Below are 16,072 nucleotides of genomic sequence, written 5' to 3'. Positions count from 1 at the left end.
GTCATATTAGGCCCAAGCCTTGGTTGTGCCAAGTTATGCGCAATGTATGCCCCGAAATCTCAGCCGTGACGCATCCTGGATGCGCCTTAGTATTCACATGAATACAGACACACGTTCACATCCCAATGCCGATGACACCCCCTGCGACACCCCTTGTGTGTTTTCAATGAGACAACATGAAAAAAGCCACCTCAGCGGGTGGCTTAAATAATTAATTCTATTGTGTTCTTTTGGTCGGGGTGAGAAGATTCGAACTTCCGACCCCCTGCACCCCATGCAGGTGCGCTACCAGGCTGCGCTACACCCCGACTCAAGAGAAACGCATTGTAACCGTTTATTTACTATTTGCCAACACCTGAATCCAGCCAATTCAAAATTGCTTCCAGTTCGGAGCGTACTTCCTGAGCAGTAATCGGCCGTTCCATTTCACCACCGGCACCCAGCCGTTGGCGCGCGCCCTGAATGGTAAAGCCATCGTCGTACAGCAGACCGCGAATACGACGCACCAGCAGCACTTCGTGGTGCTGGTAGTAACGACGATTGCCACGGCGCTTGACCAGGCGCAACTGGGAGAATTCCTGCTCCCAGTAACGCAGCACATGCGGCTTCACCCCGGTCAGCTCGCTTACTTCGCTGATGGTGAAATAGCGCTTGGACGGGATTGCCGGCAGATCAGCCTTGCTTGTTAGCATGGTATTGCTCAACCATTCCTTTGAGTTTCTGACTGGCGTGGAAGGTCACCACGCGGCGTGCCGTGATGGGAATTTCTTCCCCGGTCTTGGGATTGCGGCCCGGACGTTGCGGCTTGTCGCGCAGCTGGAAATTACCAAATCCGGACAGCTTTACCGAATCACCTGCTTCCAGCGCGATACGGATTTCCTCAAAAAACGTTTCAACCATGTCCTTGGCTTCACGCTTGTTCAGACCTACCTGGTCAAACAACAGGTCGGCCAACTCAGCCTTGGTCAAAGTCATGACTACCCCTTAACTTCTTGAATATACAGATGGAAGGCGGACATTATGCCACGCCTTCCGGCAATATTGGCTTACAGGCGCAATTGGGCTGCGTGTGCGCTTGCAACAGCATCCAGCAGCTTCTGGATGGCCGGCTCGACATCTTCGTCGGTCAGGGTGCGGGCATCATCTTGCAACACCACGCGGAAGGCCAGACTCTTCTTGCCCTCTTCCACACCCTTGCCACGATAGACATCAAACAGGGCCACTTCCTTCACCAGCGCGGATGCATGCTGATGGAAAGTGTCCAGCATAGCAGCAACCGTTACCTGCTCGTCAACCACCAGCGCCAGATCGCGGCGTACCGGCTGCAATTTGCTGACCGGCTGTGCCTTGATGGCAGCGCGTTGTTCAACCGCGGCCAAGTCCAGTTCAAACAGAACCGGCGGGGTTGGCAGACCGTATTGCTGCGCCCACTTGGGATGCAGCTCGCCCATCACGCCAATCACCTTGCCATTCAGGCTGATTTCAGCACAACGGCCAGGATGGAAGGCCGGGTGTGCCGCCTTGGCAAAGCTGGCTTGCGCCGGCAGCAGCAGGGCTTCCACATCGGCTTTCACATCGTAAAAATCGATGCGCTCGGCCTTGGCACCCCATTGCTCGGCAACACGCGGGCCCCATGCCAAACCGGCCACTTTTTCCGGCTGGGTGGTTTCGTCGGCCTTGCCGGCAGCATTCTTGCCGAATACACGGGCGACTTCAAACACCCGCACGCGCGGCTGTTTGCGGTTGAGGTTGCCTTGCAGCACATTGACCAGACCGCCAATCAGCGACGAACGCATCACGCTCATTTGCGAGGCAATCGGGTTGATCAGGCGCACCGGGTCGGCATTACCGGCAAAGTCACGCTCCCAGGCTTCCTCAACAAAGGCATAGCTGACCACTTCCTGATAGTCGCGACCAGCCAGGAAATGGCGGATGTCTTCACGCGGGCGACGTTCTTCCGGCAGCGCCAGCATGCGCAGGCGGGCAGCCGGTGCTTCGTAGGGAATGGCATCGTAACCGTGTACGCGGGCCACTTCCTCGATCAGGTCTTCTTCGATCTCGATGTCGTAGCGGAAGGAAGGTGCATGCACCAGGAAACCGTCTTCCTGAGTATCGAAAACCAGACCCAGACGGGTGAGAATGGTGGCGATCTGCTCTGCAGACAGGGTAATGCCCAGCAGGCGTGCTACGCGCGCAGTGCGTACTTTCACGCCTTTGCGGACAGGCAGTTCGGCAACCTGCTCGTTGAGCGGGCCAGCGTCTCCACCACAGATGGACAGCACCAGTTCGGTGGCGCGCTCCATCGCTTCGCGTTGCAGTTCGAAATCCACACCGCGCTCGAAACGGAAAGAGGAGTCCGAGCCAAAGCCCCAGGTACGGGCCTTGCCAGCAATGGCTTCCGGGGCAAAGAAGGCACTTTCCAGCATGATGTCGGTACTGGCAGTGGTGACACCGCTTTCCTCGCCACCCATGATGCCGGCAATGCCCAGCACTTTGGCATCATCGGCAATCACCAGATTGTCTTCAGCCAGCGTGACGGTTTTTTCGTTCAGGCACAGCAACTGCTCGCCAGCCTTGGCCATGCGCACGGTGATACCACCGTTCAGCTTGGCCAGATCGAAGGCGTGCATCGGCTGACCTTGTTCGAGCAGCACATAATTGGTGACGTCAACGATAGCGGAAATGGAACGCAGACCGGAGCGTTCCAGACGACGCTTCATCCAGTCCGGGGTGGGTGCAGCGGCGTTGACATTGCGAATCACACGGCCGATGTAACGACCGCAGGCTTTCGGAGCGGCGATGGCAACCGGCACCACGTCGTCGATTTGCGGCGCGATGGCGGTGATGGCTTGCGGCTGCAGTGCAGCACCGGTCAGTGCCGCCACTTCGCGGGCAATGCCCTTGATCGACAGGCAGTCGGCACGGTTAGGGGTGATTTTCAGCGTGAACAGCTGGTCGTCAAGGCCCAGATAGTCGCGGATGTTCTGACCAACCGGCGCATCTGCCGGCAGCAGCATCAGACCGTCCACATCTTCCGGCACGCCCAGTTCCTTGCCGGAACACAGCATGCCGCCCGATTCCACGCCACGCATCTTGGTGGGTTTGATCTTGAAGTCACCCGGCAACACCGCGCCTGGCAGTGCGCACGGAATGCGTACGCCCACTGCCACATTCGGCGCACCACAGACAATCTGCACCAGTTCGCCAGTACCGACATCCACCTTGGTCACGCGCAGGCGGTCAGCATTTTCGTGTTTGACACATTCCTTGACTTCGCCAATCACCACACCGGTGAAGGCCGGGGCAGCGGCTGTGGTTTCTTCCACTTCCAGACCTGCCATGGTCAGCAGGTAGGACAGTTCCTCGCTGGAAAGGGAAGGATTAACCCAGTTTCTCAGCCATTGTTCGGAGAATTGCATTGTTTATTCCCTGCCTGCGCTTAATTGAACTGTTTGAGGAAGTTGAGATCGTTCTCAAAGAACAGTCGCAGGTCATTCACGCCGTAACGCAGCATGGCGAAACGGTCCAGACCGATGCCAAAGGCAAAACCGCTGTACTTTTCCGGATCGATATTCACATTGCGCAGCACATTGGGGTGGACCATGCCGCAGCCCCCCACCTCCAGCCAGCCACGCTCGCCCAGCACGTCGATTTCAGCGGACGGCTCGGTGAAGGGGAAGAAGGATGGGCGGAAACGCACTTGCAGATCGTCACGCTCGAAGAAGCGGCGCAGGAAGTCAGTCACCACCGCCTTGAGGTCGGCAAAGGACACGCCCTCTTCCACCCACAGGCCTTCCATCTGGTGGAACATCGGCGAATGGGTGGCATCGGAATCCACGCGATACACACGACCGGGAGCCACGATCTTGATCGGCGGCTCGTTGTTCAGCATGTAACGCACCTGGATCGGGCTGGTATGGGTACGCAGCACATCACCACCTTCCACATAGAAGGTGTCGGCCATGGCGCGGGCCGGGTGGTTTTCCGGAATGTTCAGTGCCTGGAAATTGTGGAAGTCGGTTTCGATTTCCGGACCGTCCGCCACCTGGAAACCCATGGAACGGAACAGGGTGGCAATACGCTCCAGCGTGAGCGCCACCGGGTGCAGGCCGCCAGTGGACAAGCCACGGCCCGGCAGGGTCACATCCAGCGACTCGGCCGCCAGCTGGGCTTCCAGCTTCTGGGCATTGATCAGGTCACGACGGGTATTGTGGGCGGTTTCGAAAGCCTGCTTGGCCACATTGATGGTGGCACCGGCAGCCTTGCGCTCCTCTGGAGGGAGCTTGCCCAATTGTTTGAGGAGTTCGGTCAGCTCGCCGCTCTTGCCGAGGTAGCGTGCCTTGACCTGCTCCAGTTCGATGAGGTCGGACGCCGCCTCGACGGCAGCCAGACCGGCTTGGAGAATCGCGTCAACGTTAGTCATTGGGTCTCACACCGTATGCGTCTTTCCGGCCTGACAGCCCGCGATGTGGCAACCATTGCATGACATCAGCGGTACCTTGCATCAACCGGCAGACCGGAACAAAAAGGCTGACCACACTCATGGCAGTCTGGTCAACGCTCTTGCAACATTCTTAAACTACAGGCAAATGAAAAAAAGGGAGGCCTTAGCCTCCCCTTTTACAGTCTTGCTATCAAGCGAGGCTAGCTTTCGCCTTTTCAACGATCTGGGCAAAAGCGGCCTTGTCGAACACGGCCAGGTCGGCCAGGACCTTACGGTCGATTTCGATGGCGGCTTTCTTCAGACCGTTCATGAACTTGCTGTACGGCAGACCGTTTTCACGCGCAGCGGCGTTGATACGGGCAATCCACAGCTGGCGGAACTGACGCTTTTTCTGACGACGGTCGCGGTATGCATATTGACCCGCCTTCATCACCGCCTGTTTGGCGATGCGATAGACGTTCTTGCGACGGCCGCGATAGCCTTTCGCCAGGGCAAGGATTTTCTTGTGACGAGCACGTGCGGTTACACCGCGTTTAACGCGTGGCATTATTCAGTCTCCTTATGCGTAGGGCAGCATGGCGCGAACAGAAGCCATGTTGGTAGCGTGTACCAGAGTGGTACCGCGCAACTGGCGCTTGTTCTTGGTGGTTTTCTTGGTCAGGATGTGACGCTTGAACGCATAAGAGCGTTTTACACCGCCATTGCCCAGCACGTTGAGACGCTTTTTCGCGCTCGACTTGGTCTTCATTTTCGGCATGGAAAACTCCTGCAGAATTTCTGAGTTAGATTAGACACAGGGTGACCCGAAGGTACTTGAAACCACTGCGTCACGCTTTTGCGCGGAGCGTTTCCGCCCCACAAAATCAACACGGCAGGGTAGACCCTGCCGTATTGAGAAAACGATTATACCCGATTATTTCTTTTTCGGGGCAATCATCATCACCATTTGACGACCTTCCAGCTTGGGAAACTGCTCTACTGTCGCAATTTCAGCCAAATCGGCCTCAACACGCTTGAGCAGCGCCAGACCGATGTCCTGGTGAGCCATTTCACGACCACGGAAACGCAGGGTGATCTTGGCCTTGTCGCCATCATTGAGGAAACGGATCAGGTTACGCAGCTTGACGTTGTAGTCGCCATCATCAGTACCCGGACGGAACTTGATTTCCTTGATCTGGACCTGTTTCTGCTTCTGCTTGGCTTCGTGACGCTTCTTCGACTGTTCGTACTTGAACTTGCCGTAGTCCATCAGTTTGCAGACCGGGGGCTGAGCGGTCGGGGAAATCTCCACCAGATCCACATCATTTTCCTCGGCCAGTGCCATTGCCTCACGCAGACTGACAACGCCAATCTGCTCACCTTCCATACCTACCAGACGAATCTCGCGAGCGGTAATCTCGCCGTTGATCCGTGCTTCGCGTTCCTGAGCTATAGCCAAATCTCCTATTAATCTATCAAATGCCTGCCGCTGCCGGATCAGGCCTCGGGCATCTCAGCCTTGAGGCGGGCAATGAATGCATCCAGCGTGAGCTGACCCAGGTCTTCACCACGGGCGCGCACGGCAACCAGTTCGCCTGCTTTTTCCTTGTCGCCCACGATGATCTGGTACGGCAGCTTTTGCAGACTGTGCTCGCGGATTTTATAGCCGATCTTCTCGTTTCTCAAGTCAAGATCAACGCGGAAGCCTTGTTTCTTCAATGTTTCCACGATTTGTGCAGCATAATCCGCCTGCGCTTCGGTAATATTCATCACTACCATCTGCACCGGAGCAAGCCACAAGGGGAAGGCCCCGGCGTGGTTTTCAATCAGAATACCCAGGAAGCGCTCCAGCGAACCCAGCGCAGCGCGGTGCAGCATCACCGGACGCTTGCGGCTGTTATCATCGGCCACATACTCGGCATCCAGACTTTCCGGCAGCATGAAGTCCAGCTGCAGGGTACCACATTGCCAGGAGCGACCCAGCGCATCCTTGACGTGGTATTCGATCTTCGGCCCGTAGAAGGCACCCTCACCCGGCAGTTCTTCCCAGGCCACGCCGCAAGCCTGCAGTGCATCGCGCATGCCCTGCTCGGCCTTGTCCCAGGTTTCTTCCGCACCCAGGCGTTTTTCCGGACGCAGCGCCAGCTTGATGGACACCTTGTCAAAACCGAAGCGTTCATACACTTCCATCACCAGACGATGGAAAGCCTTGGCTTCCTGGTTGATCTGGTCTTCGGTGCAGAAGATGTGACCATCATCCTGTACAAAGCCACGCACACGCATGATGCCGTGCAGCGCGCCACCCGGCTCGTTACGGTGACAGGAGCCAAACTCGGCATAGCGCAGCGGCAGGTCACGATAGGAACGCAGGCCGCTGTTGAAAATCTGGATATGGCCCGGGCAGTTCATCGGCTTGACGGCGTAGTCGCGCTTTTCCGATTCGGTGATGAACATGTTTTCCTTGTAGTTCTGCCAGTGACCCGACTTCTTCCACAATTCCACATCCATCATCATCGGCGTGCGAACTTCCTGATAACCCTCTTTCACCAGCTTGCCGCGCATGTATTGCTCGACGTTCTGCCACAGCTGCCAGCCCTTGGGATGCCAGAACACCATGCCCGGTGCTTCGTCCTGCAGGTGGAACAGGTCCATCTGCACGCCCAGCTTGCGGTGGTCGCGCTTTTCCGCCTCTTCCAGCATGTACAGGTAGGCTTCCAGGTCTTCCTTCTTGGCCCAGGCCGTGCCGTAGATACGCTGCAGCATTTCGTTCTTGCTGTCGCCGCGCCAGTAGGCACCGGCCACCTTCATCAGCTTGAACACTTTCAGCTTGCCGGTGGACGGCACGTGCGGGCCACGACACAGGTCGGTGAATTCGCCTTCGCGGTACAGGCTCAGCACCTCACCCTGCGGAATGGATTCGATAATCTCGGCCTTGTAGGCTTCGCCAATGCTCTTGAAGTAGGCAATGGCTTCATCACGCGGCAGCTCGTAGCGCTCGACCGGAATATCCTTCTTCGCCAGTTCGCTCATCTTCTTTTCGATGGCGGCGAGGTCTTCCGGGGTAAACGGGCGCTTGTAGGCGAAGTCGTAGTAGAAACCGTTTTCGATTTCCGGCCCGATGGTCACCTGAGCCTCGGGGAACAACTCTTTTACCGCATAGGCCAGCAAGTGGGCAGTGGAGTGGCGAATGATGCCAAGGCCATCGGCATCCTTGTCGGTCACGATGGCCAGATCGGCATTGCGGTCGATGCGGTACGAGGTATCCACCAGCACGCCATCGACGCGACCTGCCAGCGCAGCGCGCGCCAGACCGGTACCGATGGACGCAGCCACTTCATGAACCGTTACCGGCTTGTCGAAGGATCGAACCGAGCCGTCAGGCAGGCGAATGTCAGGCATGTCAACTCCAAACAGGGCGTAATATCGTTGCGAAGGGTAAAAAAAAAGAGCGGCCTGAGCCGCTCTTTTTTGCATGGTACAACCCGCAAGGCTCAGCTAGCGTGAGAATGTCGGGTTGTGGTAGTTCGCCAGTGTTTCACCTGGGATAACTCCATGCTGTGTATTGGTAGGCACGATTGGACTCGAACCAACGACCCCCACCATGTCAAGGTGGTGCTCTAACCAGCTGAGCTACGTGCCTGTCGTCGAGTTGGCAATACTAAAGGCCCGGCAGCGAAAAAGCAAGCCCGCGCAGGAATAATCGGCAAAGACAGCATCACACCGCATCACCGCCCCAAATTCAGGCCTACGGCGTCAAACATGGCGCAGCAAGCATGCTGCTGGCTGGTTTTTACCCGCCGCAGTAGCAACAGCACGCCCACCCACCGCATGCTGTATACTAGCGCGCTGATTTTGCATAACAAATACACCCCATGCTGAAGTTTACCGTACACAAAACATCCGGCGGCGCGCGGCGCGGCACACTGGAACTCAACCACGGCACAGTGGAAACCCCGGTTTTCCAGCCGGTAGGCACCTATGGCTCAGTCAAGGCCATGAGCCCGGTGGAACTGAACGACATCGGCGCGCAGATCATTCTGGGCAACACCTTCCACCTGTGGCTGCGCCCGGGTCTGGAGGTGATCGAGCAGTTTGGCGGCCTGCACGAATTCATCGGCTGGGACAAACCCATTCTGACTGACTCGGGCGGCTTCCAGGTTTTCAGCCTGGCCGACATGCGCAAGCTGACCGAGGAAGGCTGCACCTTCCAAAGCCCGATCAACGGCAACAAGTTGTTCCTGAGTCCGGAAATCTCGATGAAGATCCAGACCGTGCTCAATTCCGACATCGTGATGCAGCTGGACGAATGCACGCCAGGCCAGGTGGATCATGCCACCGCGCAGAAATCGCTGCAGATGAGCCTGCGCTGGGCAGAGCGCTCGCGCCGCGCCTTTGACGACCTGAAAAATCCCAATGCGCTGTTCGGCATCGTGCAGGGCAATCTGTATACCGATCTGCGCCAGGAGTCGCTGGAAGGTCTGCTGCAGGTGGGCTTTGACGGTTACGCCATTGGCGGCCTGTCGGTAGGCGAGCCCAAGCCGGAAATGTACCGCATGCTGAGCGAGCTGAACGGCATGCTGCCGGCGGACAAGCCGCACTACCTGATGGGCGTGGGCACACCGGAAGATCTGGTGCACGGCGTGGCCAACGGCATCGACATGTTCGATTGCGTGATGCCCACCCGCAATGCGCGCAACGGCTGGATCTTCACCCAGTACGGCGACATCAAGATCAAGAATGCGCGCTACAAGGATGACAAGAAGCCACTGGACGAGGAGTGTGGCTGCTACGCCTGCCGCAACTTCAGCCGCGCCTATCTGCACCATCTGCACCGCGTGGGTGAAATCCTGGGCGCACGCCTGAACACCATTCACAATCTGTATTATTACCAAGAGCTGATGCGCGAAATGCGCAAGGCCATCGAGGAAGACCGCTTCGAAGACTTCCGTCTGGAGTTCGCCGACAAGCGCGCACGCGGCGTGTCATAAAGCGTGGGAACCTGCCACTTCGCCAAGTGGTCTGAGCCTGCGTTCAGGCCGGAAGGTTGGAAAAGACACGCAGCGTGGCTACAATGGCCCGTTTGTTTCACCATCAACACTATAACAAGGGAGCAAATCCATGCCCTTTATTGACAAGGCTTTCGCCGCTGGCACCGCACCGGGCGGTTTTGACATCATGTCTTTTCTGCCGATGATCGTCATTTTCGTACTGTTCTGGTTCCTGATGGTGCGTCCGCAGCAAAAGAAAATGAAAGAACACCAGAAGATGCTGTCAGAAATCCAGAAGGGTGACGAAGTTATTACCCAGGGTGGCATTCTGGGCCGGGTAGTGAAGTCCGGTGAGCAGTTCCTGACCCTGGAAATCGCCAATGGCGTGGAAATCAATGTGCAGCGCCCGGCCGTTACCGGCAAGGTGGAAAAGGGCACGCTGAAGTCCCTGTAATTCCCCAGCATGGCCGTCAGCCCGGTATCACCGGATGACGGCCAGTTTCGTTTCCTAGCTCCGATATCACTCATGAACCGCTATCCTCTCTGGAAATACCTCGTCATTGCGGTAGCCCTGATCATTGCCACGATCTATACGCTACCCAACTTCTACGGCGAGACTCCCGCGGTACAGGTCTCCAGCACCCGCCAGTCCATTCCGGTGGACACCGCCCTGATGGGCCGCGTGGAAGAGGCACTGAAAGCCCAGAACATCAGCCCGGACGGTCTTTATCTGGACGGCAGCAGCCTGAAGATCCGCTTCAGGGATGCCGACACCCAGATCAAGGCCCGGGATGCCATCCAGCGTGCGCTGGGTGACAGCTACATCATTGCGCTGAACCTGCTGCCAGCATCGCCGCAGTGGCTGGCCGACCTGAAGGCCTACCCCATGTTCCTGGGTCTGGACTTGCGCGGTGGCGTGCATTTCCTGCTGCAGGTTGACATGCAGGCCGCCATCGACAAAACGATGGAACGCTACGCCGGCGACATCCGCCGCGAGCTGAAGAACAAGCAAGTGCGCTATGGCACCATCAAACGCAATGGCAACGTGCTGGAAGTGCAACTGCGTGACGCCGACACCCTGAAGGCCGCGCAGGCTGTGGTCAGCCGCACCCTGCCCACTCTGGTGCTCAATAGCGATGACGCCGCTTACAAGCTGACCGCCACGCTCAAGCCGGAAGAAGTCACCAAGATTCAGGGCGATGCGGTCAAGCAGAACATCTCCACCCTGCACAACCGGGTGAACGAGCTGGGCACGTCTGAACCCATCATCCAGCAGGCCGGCCCCAACCGTATCGTGGTGGAACTGCCTGGCATCCAGGACACGGCCCGCGCCAAGGACATCATCGGTCGCACTGCCACGCTGGAAGTACGCATGGTGGAAGACGACCAGGGCAAGGTCAGCGACGCACTGGCCGGCAATATTCCGGCCGGTTACGACCTGCTGGACGAAGCCACCTCGCATGGCGACAGCAAGATTCTGGTGAAGAAGGACGTGGAACTGACCGGCGACAACATCAACGACGCGCAAGCGGGCTTTGATGAAAACGGCGCACCGGCAGTACACATCAATCTGGACTCCACCGGCGCTTCCATCTTCCGTCAGGTCACGGCGGAAAACATCGGCAAGCGCATGGCGATGATTCTGGTGGAAAAAGGCCGTGCCGAAGTGGTGACTGCCCCGGTGATCCGCTCTGAAATCGGCGGTGGCCGCGTGCAGATCTCCGGCAGCATGAACCCGGCAGAAGCCAATGACACCGCCCTCTTGCTGCGCGCCGGCTCGCTGGCCGCGCCGATGAACATCATCGAAGAGCGTACCGTCGGCCCGAGCCTGGGTAAGGAAAACATCGAGAAGGGCTTCCACTCCACCCTGTGGGGCTTTGCTGCCATCGCGGTATTCATGGTGATCTACTACGGCGTGTTTGGCGTATTCTCCGCCATCTCGCTGGCGGTCAACGTGTTCCTGCTGCTGGCCATCCTGTCCATCCTGCAGGCCACGCTCACCCTGCCCGGCATTGCCGCCATTGCGCTGGCGCTGGGTATGGCGATTGATGCCAACGTGCTGATCAACGAGCGTATCCGTGAAGAGCTGCGTAATGGCGTACCGCCGCACTCGGCCATCCAGGCCGGTTACGGCCATGCCTGGGCGACGATTCTGGACTCCAACGTCACCACCCTGATTGCCGGTCTGGCCTTGCTGATTTTCGGCACCGGCCCGGTACGCGGCTTTGCCGTGGTGCACTGTATCGGCATCCTGACTTCCATGTTCTCCGCCGTACTGGTATCGCGCGGTCTGGTGAACCTGTGGTACGGCCGCCGTCGCAAACTGACCTCACTGGCCATTGGCCAGGTGTGGAAACCTGAGAAATAAGGACGGGACAGACAATGGAGCTTTTCCGCATCAAACGGGACATCCCGTTCATGAGCTACGGCAGGTTGACCACGGCAATTTCGCTGGTCACCTTCATTCTTGCCGTGTTCTTTCTGGCGACCCGCGGGCTCAACTACAGTGTTGAATTCACCGGTGGCACCGTGCTGGAAGTGCAGTACCAGCAGTCAGCCGACCTGAACCTGATCCGCGACACCGTGGACAGCCTCAAGCTGGGCGAAGCCACCGTGCAAAGCCTGGGCAGCAGCAGCGACGTGATGATCCGCCTGCCCAACAAGCCGGGCACCACCTCGGCCCAACTGTCGGAAAAGGTGATGGGCCTGCTCAAGGCCAAGGACGGCACCGTGCAACTGCGCAAGGTGGACTTTGTCGGCCCCAGCGTGGGTGAGGAGCTGGTTTCCCACGGCCTGACTGCTGCCATCCTGGTGTGTCTGGGCATCATGGCTTACCTGGCGCTGCGCTTTGAATGGCGCTTTGCCGTGTCAGCCATCATCGCCAACATGCACGACGTGGTGATCATCCTTGGCTGCTTTGCCTTTTTCCGCTGGGAGTTCTCGCTGACCGTACTGGCCGGCGTACTGGCGGTACTGGGCTATTCGGTGAACGAATCGGTGGTGGTGTTCGACCGTATCCGGGAAAACTTCCGCAAGCCGGGCCTGCGTGGCAAGACCACCGCCAGCATCATCGACAATGCCATTACCGCCACCATGAGCCGTACCATCATCACCCACTTCTCCACCGAGATGATGGTGGTGTCGATGCTGGTATTCGGCGGCCCGGCGCTGCACGGCTTTGCCATGGCGCTGACCATTGGCATCATCTTCGGCATTTACTCCTCGGTACTGGTGGCCAGCCCGATCGCGCTGTGGCTGGGTGTCAGCCGCGAGCACATGATCAAGCCGACCAAACCGAAAGAAGAAGCGGTGGTCTGAGCCTGACCCTGCATCTGCTGTAATGACTGGCCGGCTTGTCCGGCCAGTTTTTCATCCTCCACAGACCAAACCGGTGTCCCCATGGAAGCCATCACTTTTCTGCTCGACTTCATCCTGCACATCGACGTCCATCTGGCCCAGCTGGTGGCTCAGTACGGCGTCTGGATCTACGCCATCCTGTTCCTGATCATCTTTTGCGAAACCGGCTTGGTGGTAACGCCCTTCCTGCCGGGCGACTCGCTGCTGTTCGTCGCGGGTGCGCTGGCCGCCATGGGCAAGATGGATGTGCACATGCTGGTGCTGCTGCTGACCGTGGCCGGCATCCTGGGCAATACCGTCAACTACACCATCGGCAAACTGCTGGGTGCACGGCTGCTGCAACGCTTCCCGCGGCTGATCAAGCCGGAATACCTGGCCAAAACCCACGCCTTTTACGACCGTCATGGCGGCAAGACCATCATCTTCACCCGTTTCGTGCCCATCATCCGCACCTTTGCCCCGTTTGTGGCTGGCATCGGCAGCATGGGCTATCGCCAGTTCACCGTGTACAACCTGGCCGGTGCGGTGCTGTGGGTGGCGGGTTTCTGCTACGCAGGTTACTTCTTTGGCAACCTGCCCTTCGTGCGCAAGAACCTGGAACTGCTGATCTTCGGCATCATCTTTGTTTCCTTCCTGCCTGCCATCATTGAATTCTGGCGGCACAAGCGCGCCGCACAGCGCCAGTAAGCCTTGCCCGCTCCCGCCCGCAGCGGCGGGAGCATTGCCCTACCCTTCCTGCCAGTCCGGCATTATCATCGACGGCCTATGAAACGCATTCACAAGCTCCCTGACCATCTGGTCAACCAGATAGCCGCTGGCGAAGTGGTGGAACGCCCCGCCTCTGCCCTGAAGGAAATGCTGGAAAACAGCCTGGATGCCGGTGCCAGCAAGATCACCGTCGATCTGGCCCAGGGCGGCATCAAGCTGATCCGCGTCACCGACAACGGCGGCGGCATTGCAGCCGATGATTTGCCGCTGGCGCTGGACCGCCATGCCACCAGCAAGATTGCCTCGCTGGACGACCTGGAACAGGTAGGCACGCTGGGCTTTCGCGGTGAAGGGCTGGCCAGCGTGGCCTCCGTCTCGCGCCTCACCCTCACCAGCCGCCCGCACGCTGCCGAGCACGCCCACCAGATCATCGCCATTGACGGCGCACTGCATCCGGTAGAGCCCGCCGCGCACGCGCCCGGCACCAGCGTGGAAGTGGTGGACCTGTACTTCAACACCCCGGCGCGGCGCAAATTCCTCAAGAGTGAAAACACCGAATACGCCCACTGCGAAGCCACCTTCGAGCGCATTGCACTGGCCCATCCGCAGGTGGAGTTCATGCTGCGCCACAATGGCAAGGTGATCTGGCGCTTGCCGGCGCAAGACATGCAAGCGCGGGTAGGGGCGCTACTGGGCAAGGATTTCATTGCCGAAGCCATCACGGTGGAAACCGCTGCCGGCAGCATGACGCTGAACGGCTTTGTCGGCTCGCCCACCTATTCCAAGGCCAGCCGCGACGCACAGTATTTTTATGTGAATGGCCGCTTTGTGCGCGACAAGACCGCCCAGCACGCGCTGCGTCAGGCTTACCGTGATGTGCTGCATCACGAGCGCCACCCGGTGTATGCGCTGTTCCTGTCGATGGACCCGGCCGGCGTGGACGTGAATGTCCACCCCACCAAGATCGAAGTACGCTTTCGCGAAAGCCAGGCCATCCACCAGTTTCTGTTTCACAGCATCAACAAGGCACTGGCTGCCACCACCGCCGGTAGCAGCAGTCCGGCACCGGCGCAGGGTGACATCAACACCAGCGCCAATGTCAGCGAGCCGCAAGCCACTCTGTTTCCGCCGCGCAGTCCGGCAACGGCAACTGGCGGCAGCAGCCACACCCCGGTGCGGCCCTTCAGCTACCAGCAGCAAAGCATGCCGCTGCATGTGGCACGCGAGGCCATTGGCACTTACGACAAGATGTTCGGCGGCCTGCGCGAAGAAGAAAGCCGTCGCCTGGCCGAGGAAGCGCCAGCCCCAGCCAGCCCCCTGCCCGCCATGTTGTCGCCAACCCAGCTGCAAGCCCTGCCGCAAGCCAGCGAGGGCATTCCGCCGCTGGGCTTTGCCCTGGCCCAGTTGCACGGGGTCTACATCCTCAGCCAGTGCGAAGACGGGTTGATCGTGGTGGACATGCATGCCGCCCACGAACGCATTGTGTACGAACGGCTGAAAACCGCGCTGGAGGCTGACACCATTCCGATGCAGCCGCTGCTGCTGCCGGTGTCGTTTGCCGCCGACCGCATGGAAGTGGCCACCGTGCATGAACATGGCGAACAGATGAAGCAACTGGGGGTGGAACTGGCCCCGCTGTCTCCCACCCAAATTGCCGTGCGCGGTGTACCGGTATGGCTGCAGGATGGCAACCCGGTGGATCTGGCCCGTGCCATGCTGAAGGATGTGCGCGAATTCGGCCTCAGCCAGGTGCTGACCGAACGGCGTAACGAGCTGCTGGCCACCATGGCCTGCCACGGCGCGGTGCGCGCCAATCGCCAGCTGACGCTGACCGAAATGAACGCGCTGCTGCGCGACATGGAAAACACCGAACGCTCCAACCAGTGCAATCATGGCCGCCCCACCTGGTCGCGCCTGAGCATGAAAGACCTGGACAATCTGTTCATGCGCGGGCGCTGAACCACACCGGACCACAAGACAGAACACGTATGGCCAAACTGTTTTTCCGCTACGCCGCCATGAACAGCGGCAAGAGCACCCAGTTGCTGCAGATCGCCAACAACTACGAAACCATGGGCAAACAGGTCGCCCTGTATACCGCCGCCATCGACGACCGCTTTGGCGTGGGCATGATTTCCTCCCGGCTGGGCATCCAGCGTCAGGCCCACACCTTCGCCAGTGATACCGACTTTTTGTCACTGGATTGGGCCGGCATCAGCTGCATCTTGCTGGACGAAGCGCAATTCCTGACGCCGGATCAGGTCTGCCAGCTGCACCGGCTGGCCCACACCCGCAATATCCCGGTGATCTGCTTTGGCCTGCGGGTGGATTTTCAGGGCCACCCCTTTGCCGGGTCCACCTGGCTGCTGACCCGCGCCGAAGAGATTGAAGAAATCAAGACCATCTGTGCCTGCGGCAAGAAAGCCACCATGCATATCCGCATCAATGCCGATGGCAGCCGTGTGGTACAGGGCCCGCAAGTGGAGATAGGCGGCGAGGCGCGCTATCGTGCTGTGTGCGGCCGCTGCTTCCATCAGGGCTGACCCGCCGGCCCTTGCGCAGCCCGGCAGCCTTGCCCCAGACTGCCAGCCTCCGC

15 protein-coding genes and 2 tRNA genes are annotated in these 16,072 nt (G+C 58.9%); 7 read left to right on the top strand and 10 right to left on the bottom strand.

Annotated features, from left to right (window positions below):
• Positions 1–231 precede the first annotated feature (231 nt).
• The 10 genes from GSR16_RS06415 to GSR16_RS06370 form a co-directional block, all read right to left on the bottom strand.
• Positions 232–308: transfer RNA gene (locus tag GSR16_RS06415), tRNA-Pro, on the bottom strand.
• 33 nt (positions 309–341) lie between these two features.
• Entirely contained in the window at positions 342–692 is a 351-nt protein-coding gene (locus GSR16_RS06410; RefSeq protein ID WP_159875685.1) for a MerR family transcriptional regulator, read from the bottom strand.
• On the bottom strand, positions 673–975 hold the full coding sequence (locus GSR16_RS06405; protein ID WP_045845169.1) for an integration host factor subunit alpha: 303 nt from the start codon (positions 973–975) through the stop codon (positions 673–675). Before GSR16_RS06405 ends, GSR16_RS06410 begins: the two co-directional genes overlap by 20 nt.
• A gap of 71 nt (positions 976–1,046) precedes the next feature.
• On the bottom strand, positions 1,047–3,419 hold the full coding sequence (gene pheT, locus GSR16_RS06400; protein ID WP_159875684.1) for a phenylalanine--tRNA ligase subunit beta: 2,373 nt from the start codon (positions 3,417–3,419) through the stop codon (positions 1,047–1,049).
• Positions 3,420–3,439: 20 nt separating this feature from the next.
• Positions 3,440–4,423, bottom strand: coding sequence for a phenylalanine--tRNA ligase subunit alpha (pheS, locus tag GSR16_RS06395; RefSeq protein ID WP_159875683.1), 984 nt, complete (start codon positions 4,421–4,423; stop codon positions 3,440–3,442).
• 211 nt (positions 4,424–4,634) lie between these two features.
• Positions 4,635–4,991: a 50S ribosomal protein L20 gene (gene rplT / locus GSR16_RS06390; protein ID WP_045845172.1), complete on the bottom strand. Its 357-nt coding sequence runs from the start codon at positions 4,989–4,991 to the stop codon at positions 4,635–4,637.
• A 12-nt stretch (positions 4,992–5,003) separates the two neighbouring features.
• Positions 5,004–5,201: a 50S ribosomal protein L35 gene (rpmI, locus tag GSR16_RS06385; protein ID WP_159875682.1), complete on the bottom strand. Its 198-nt coding sequence runs from the start codon at positions 5,199–5,201 to the stop codon at positions 5,004–5,006.
• 156 nt (positions 5,202–5,357) lie between these two features.
• A complete protein-coding gene (gene infC / locus GSR16_RS06380; RefSeq protein ID WP_159875681.1) occupies positions 5,358–5,882 on the bottom strand; it encodes a translation initiation factor IF-3 in 525 nt (174 codons plus the stop codon).
• Between the two features lie 38 nt (positions 5,883–5,920).
• Positions 5,921–7,822, bottom strand: a complete 1,902-nt coding sequence (gene thrS / locus GSR16_RS06375) for a threonine--tRNA ligase (RefSeq protein WP_159875680.1) — start codon at positions 7,820–7,822, stop codon at positions 5,921–5,923.
• A gap of 164 nt (positions 7,823–7,986) precedes the next feature.
• Positions 7,987–8,063 (bottom strand) — tRNA-Val (locus GSR16_RS06370).
• 232 nt (positions 8,064–8,295) lie between these two features.
• Between GSR16_RS06370 and tgt the strand changes: the two genes are divergently transcribed.
• The 7 genes from tgt to GSR16_RS06335 all read left to right on the top strand — a co-directional run bounded on the left by tgt (position 8,296) and on the right by GSR16_RS06335 (position 16,019).
• Positions 8,296–9,411: a tRNA guanosine(34) transglycosylase Tgt gene (tgt, locus tag GSR16_RS06365; RefSeq protein WP_159875679.1), complete on the top strand. Its 1,116-nt coding sequence runs from the start codon at positions 8,296–8,298 to the stop codon at positions 9,409–9,411.
• A 130-nt stretch (positions 9,412–9,541) separates the two neighbouring features.
• Positions 9,542–9,865 carry a preprotein translocase subunit YajC gene (yajC, locus tag GSR16_RS06360; protein ID WP_159875678.1) on the top strand — a complete coding sequence of 108 codons (324 nt, stop codon included), beginning with the start codon at positions 9,542–9,544 and terminating at the stop codon, positions 9,863–9,865.
• A gap of 72 nt (positions 9,866–9,937) precedes the next feature.
• Complete coding sequence (gene secD / locus GSR16_RS06355; RefSeq protein WP_159875677.1) at positions 9,938–11,779, top strand: protein translocase subunit SecD; 1,842 nt, start codon at positions 9,938–9,940, stop codon at positions 11,777–11,779.
• 14 nt (positions 11,780–11,793) lie between these two features.
• Positions 11,794–12,729, top strand: coding sequence for a protein translocase subunit SecF (gene secF / locus GSR16_RS06350; RefSeq protein ID WP_159875676.1), 936 nt, complete (start codon positions 11,794–11,796; stop codon positions 12,727–12,729).
• Between the two features lie 81 nt (positions 12,730–12,810).
• The gene (locus GSR16_RS06345) at positions 12,811–13,455 is read left to right on the top strand and encodes a DedA family protein (protein WP_159875675.1); all 645 of its coding nucleotides are present in this window, start codon (positions 12,811–12,813) and stop codon (positions 13,453–13,455) included.
• Between the two features lie 78 nt (positions 13,456–13,533).
• Positions 13,534–15,435, top strand: a complete 1,902-nt coding sequence (gene mutL / locus GSR16_RS06340) for a DNA mismatch repair endonuclease MutL (RefSeq protein WP_159875674.1) — start codon at positions 13,534–13,536, stop codon at positions 15,433–15,435.
• A 29-nt stretch (positions 15,436–15,464) separates the two neighbouring features.
• A complete protein-coding gene (locus GSR16_RS06335; protein WP_159875673.1) occupies positions 15,465–16,019 on the top strand; it encodes a thymidine kinase in 555 nt (184 codons plus the stop codon).
• The last annotated feature ends 53 nt before the right edge of the window (positions 16,020–16,072 follow it).

The organism is Aquitalea denitrificans (genome assembly GCF_009856625.1).
Lineage (GTDB): Bacteria > Pseudomonadota > Gammaproteobacteria > Burkholderiales > Chromobacteriaceae > Aquitalea > Aquitalea denitrificans.
This window is presented reverse-complemented; position numbering and strand designations above follow the sequence as displayed.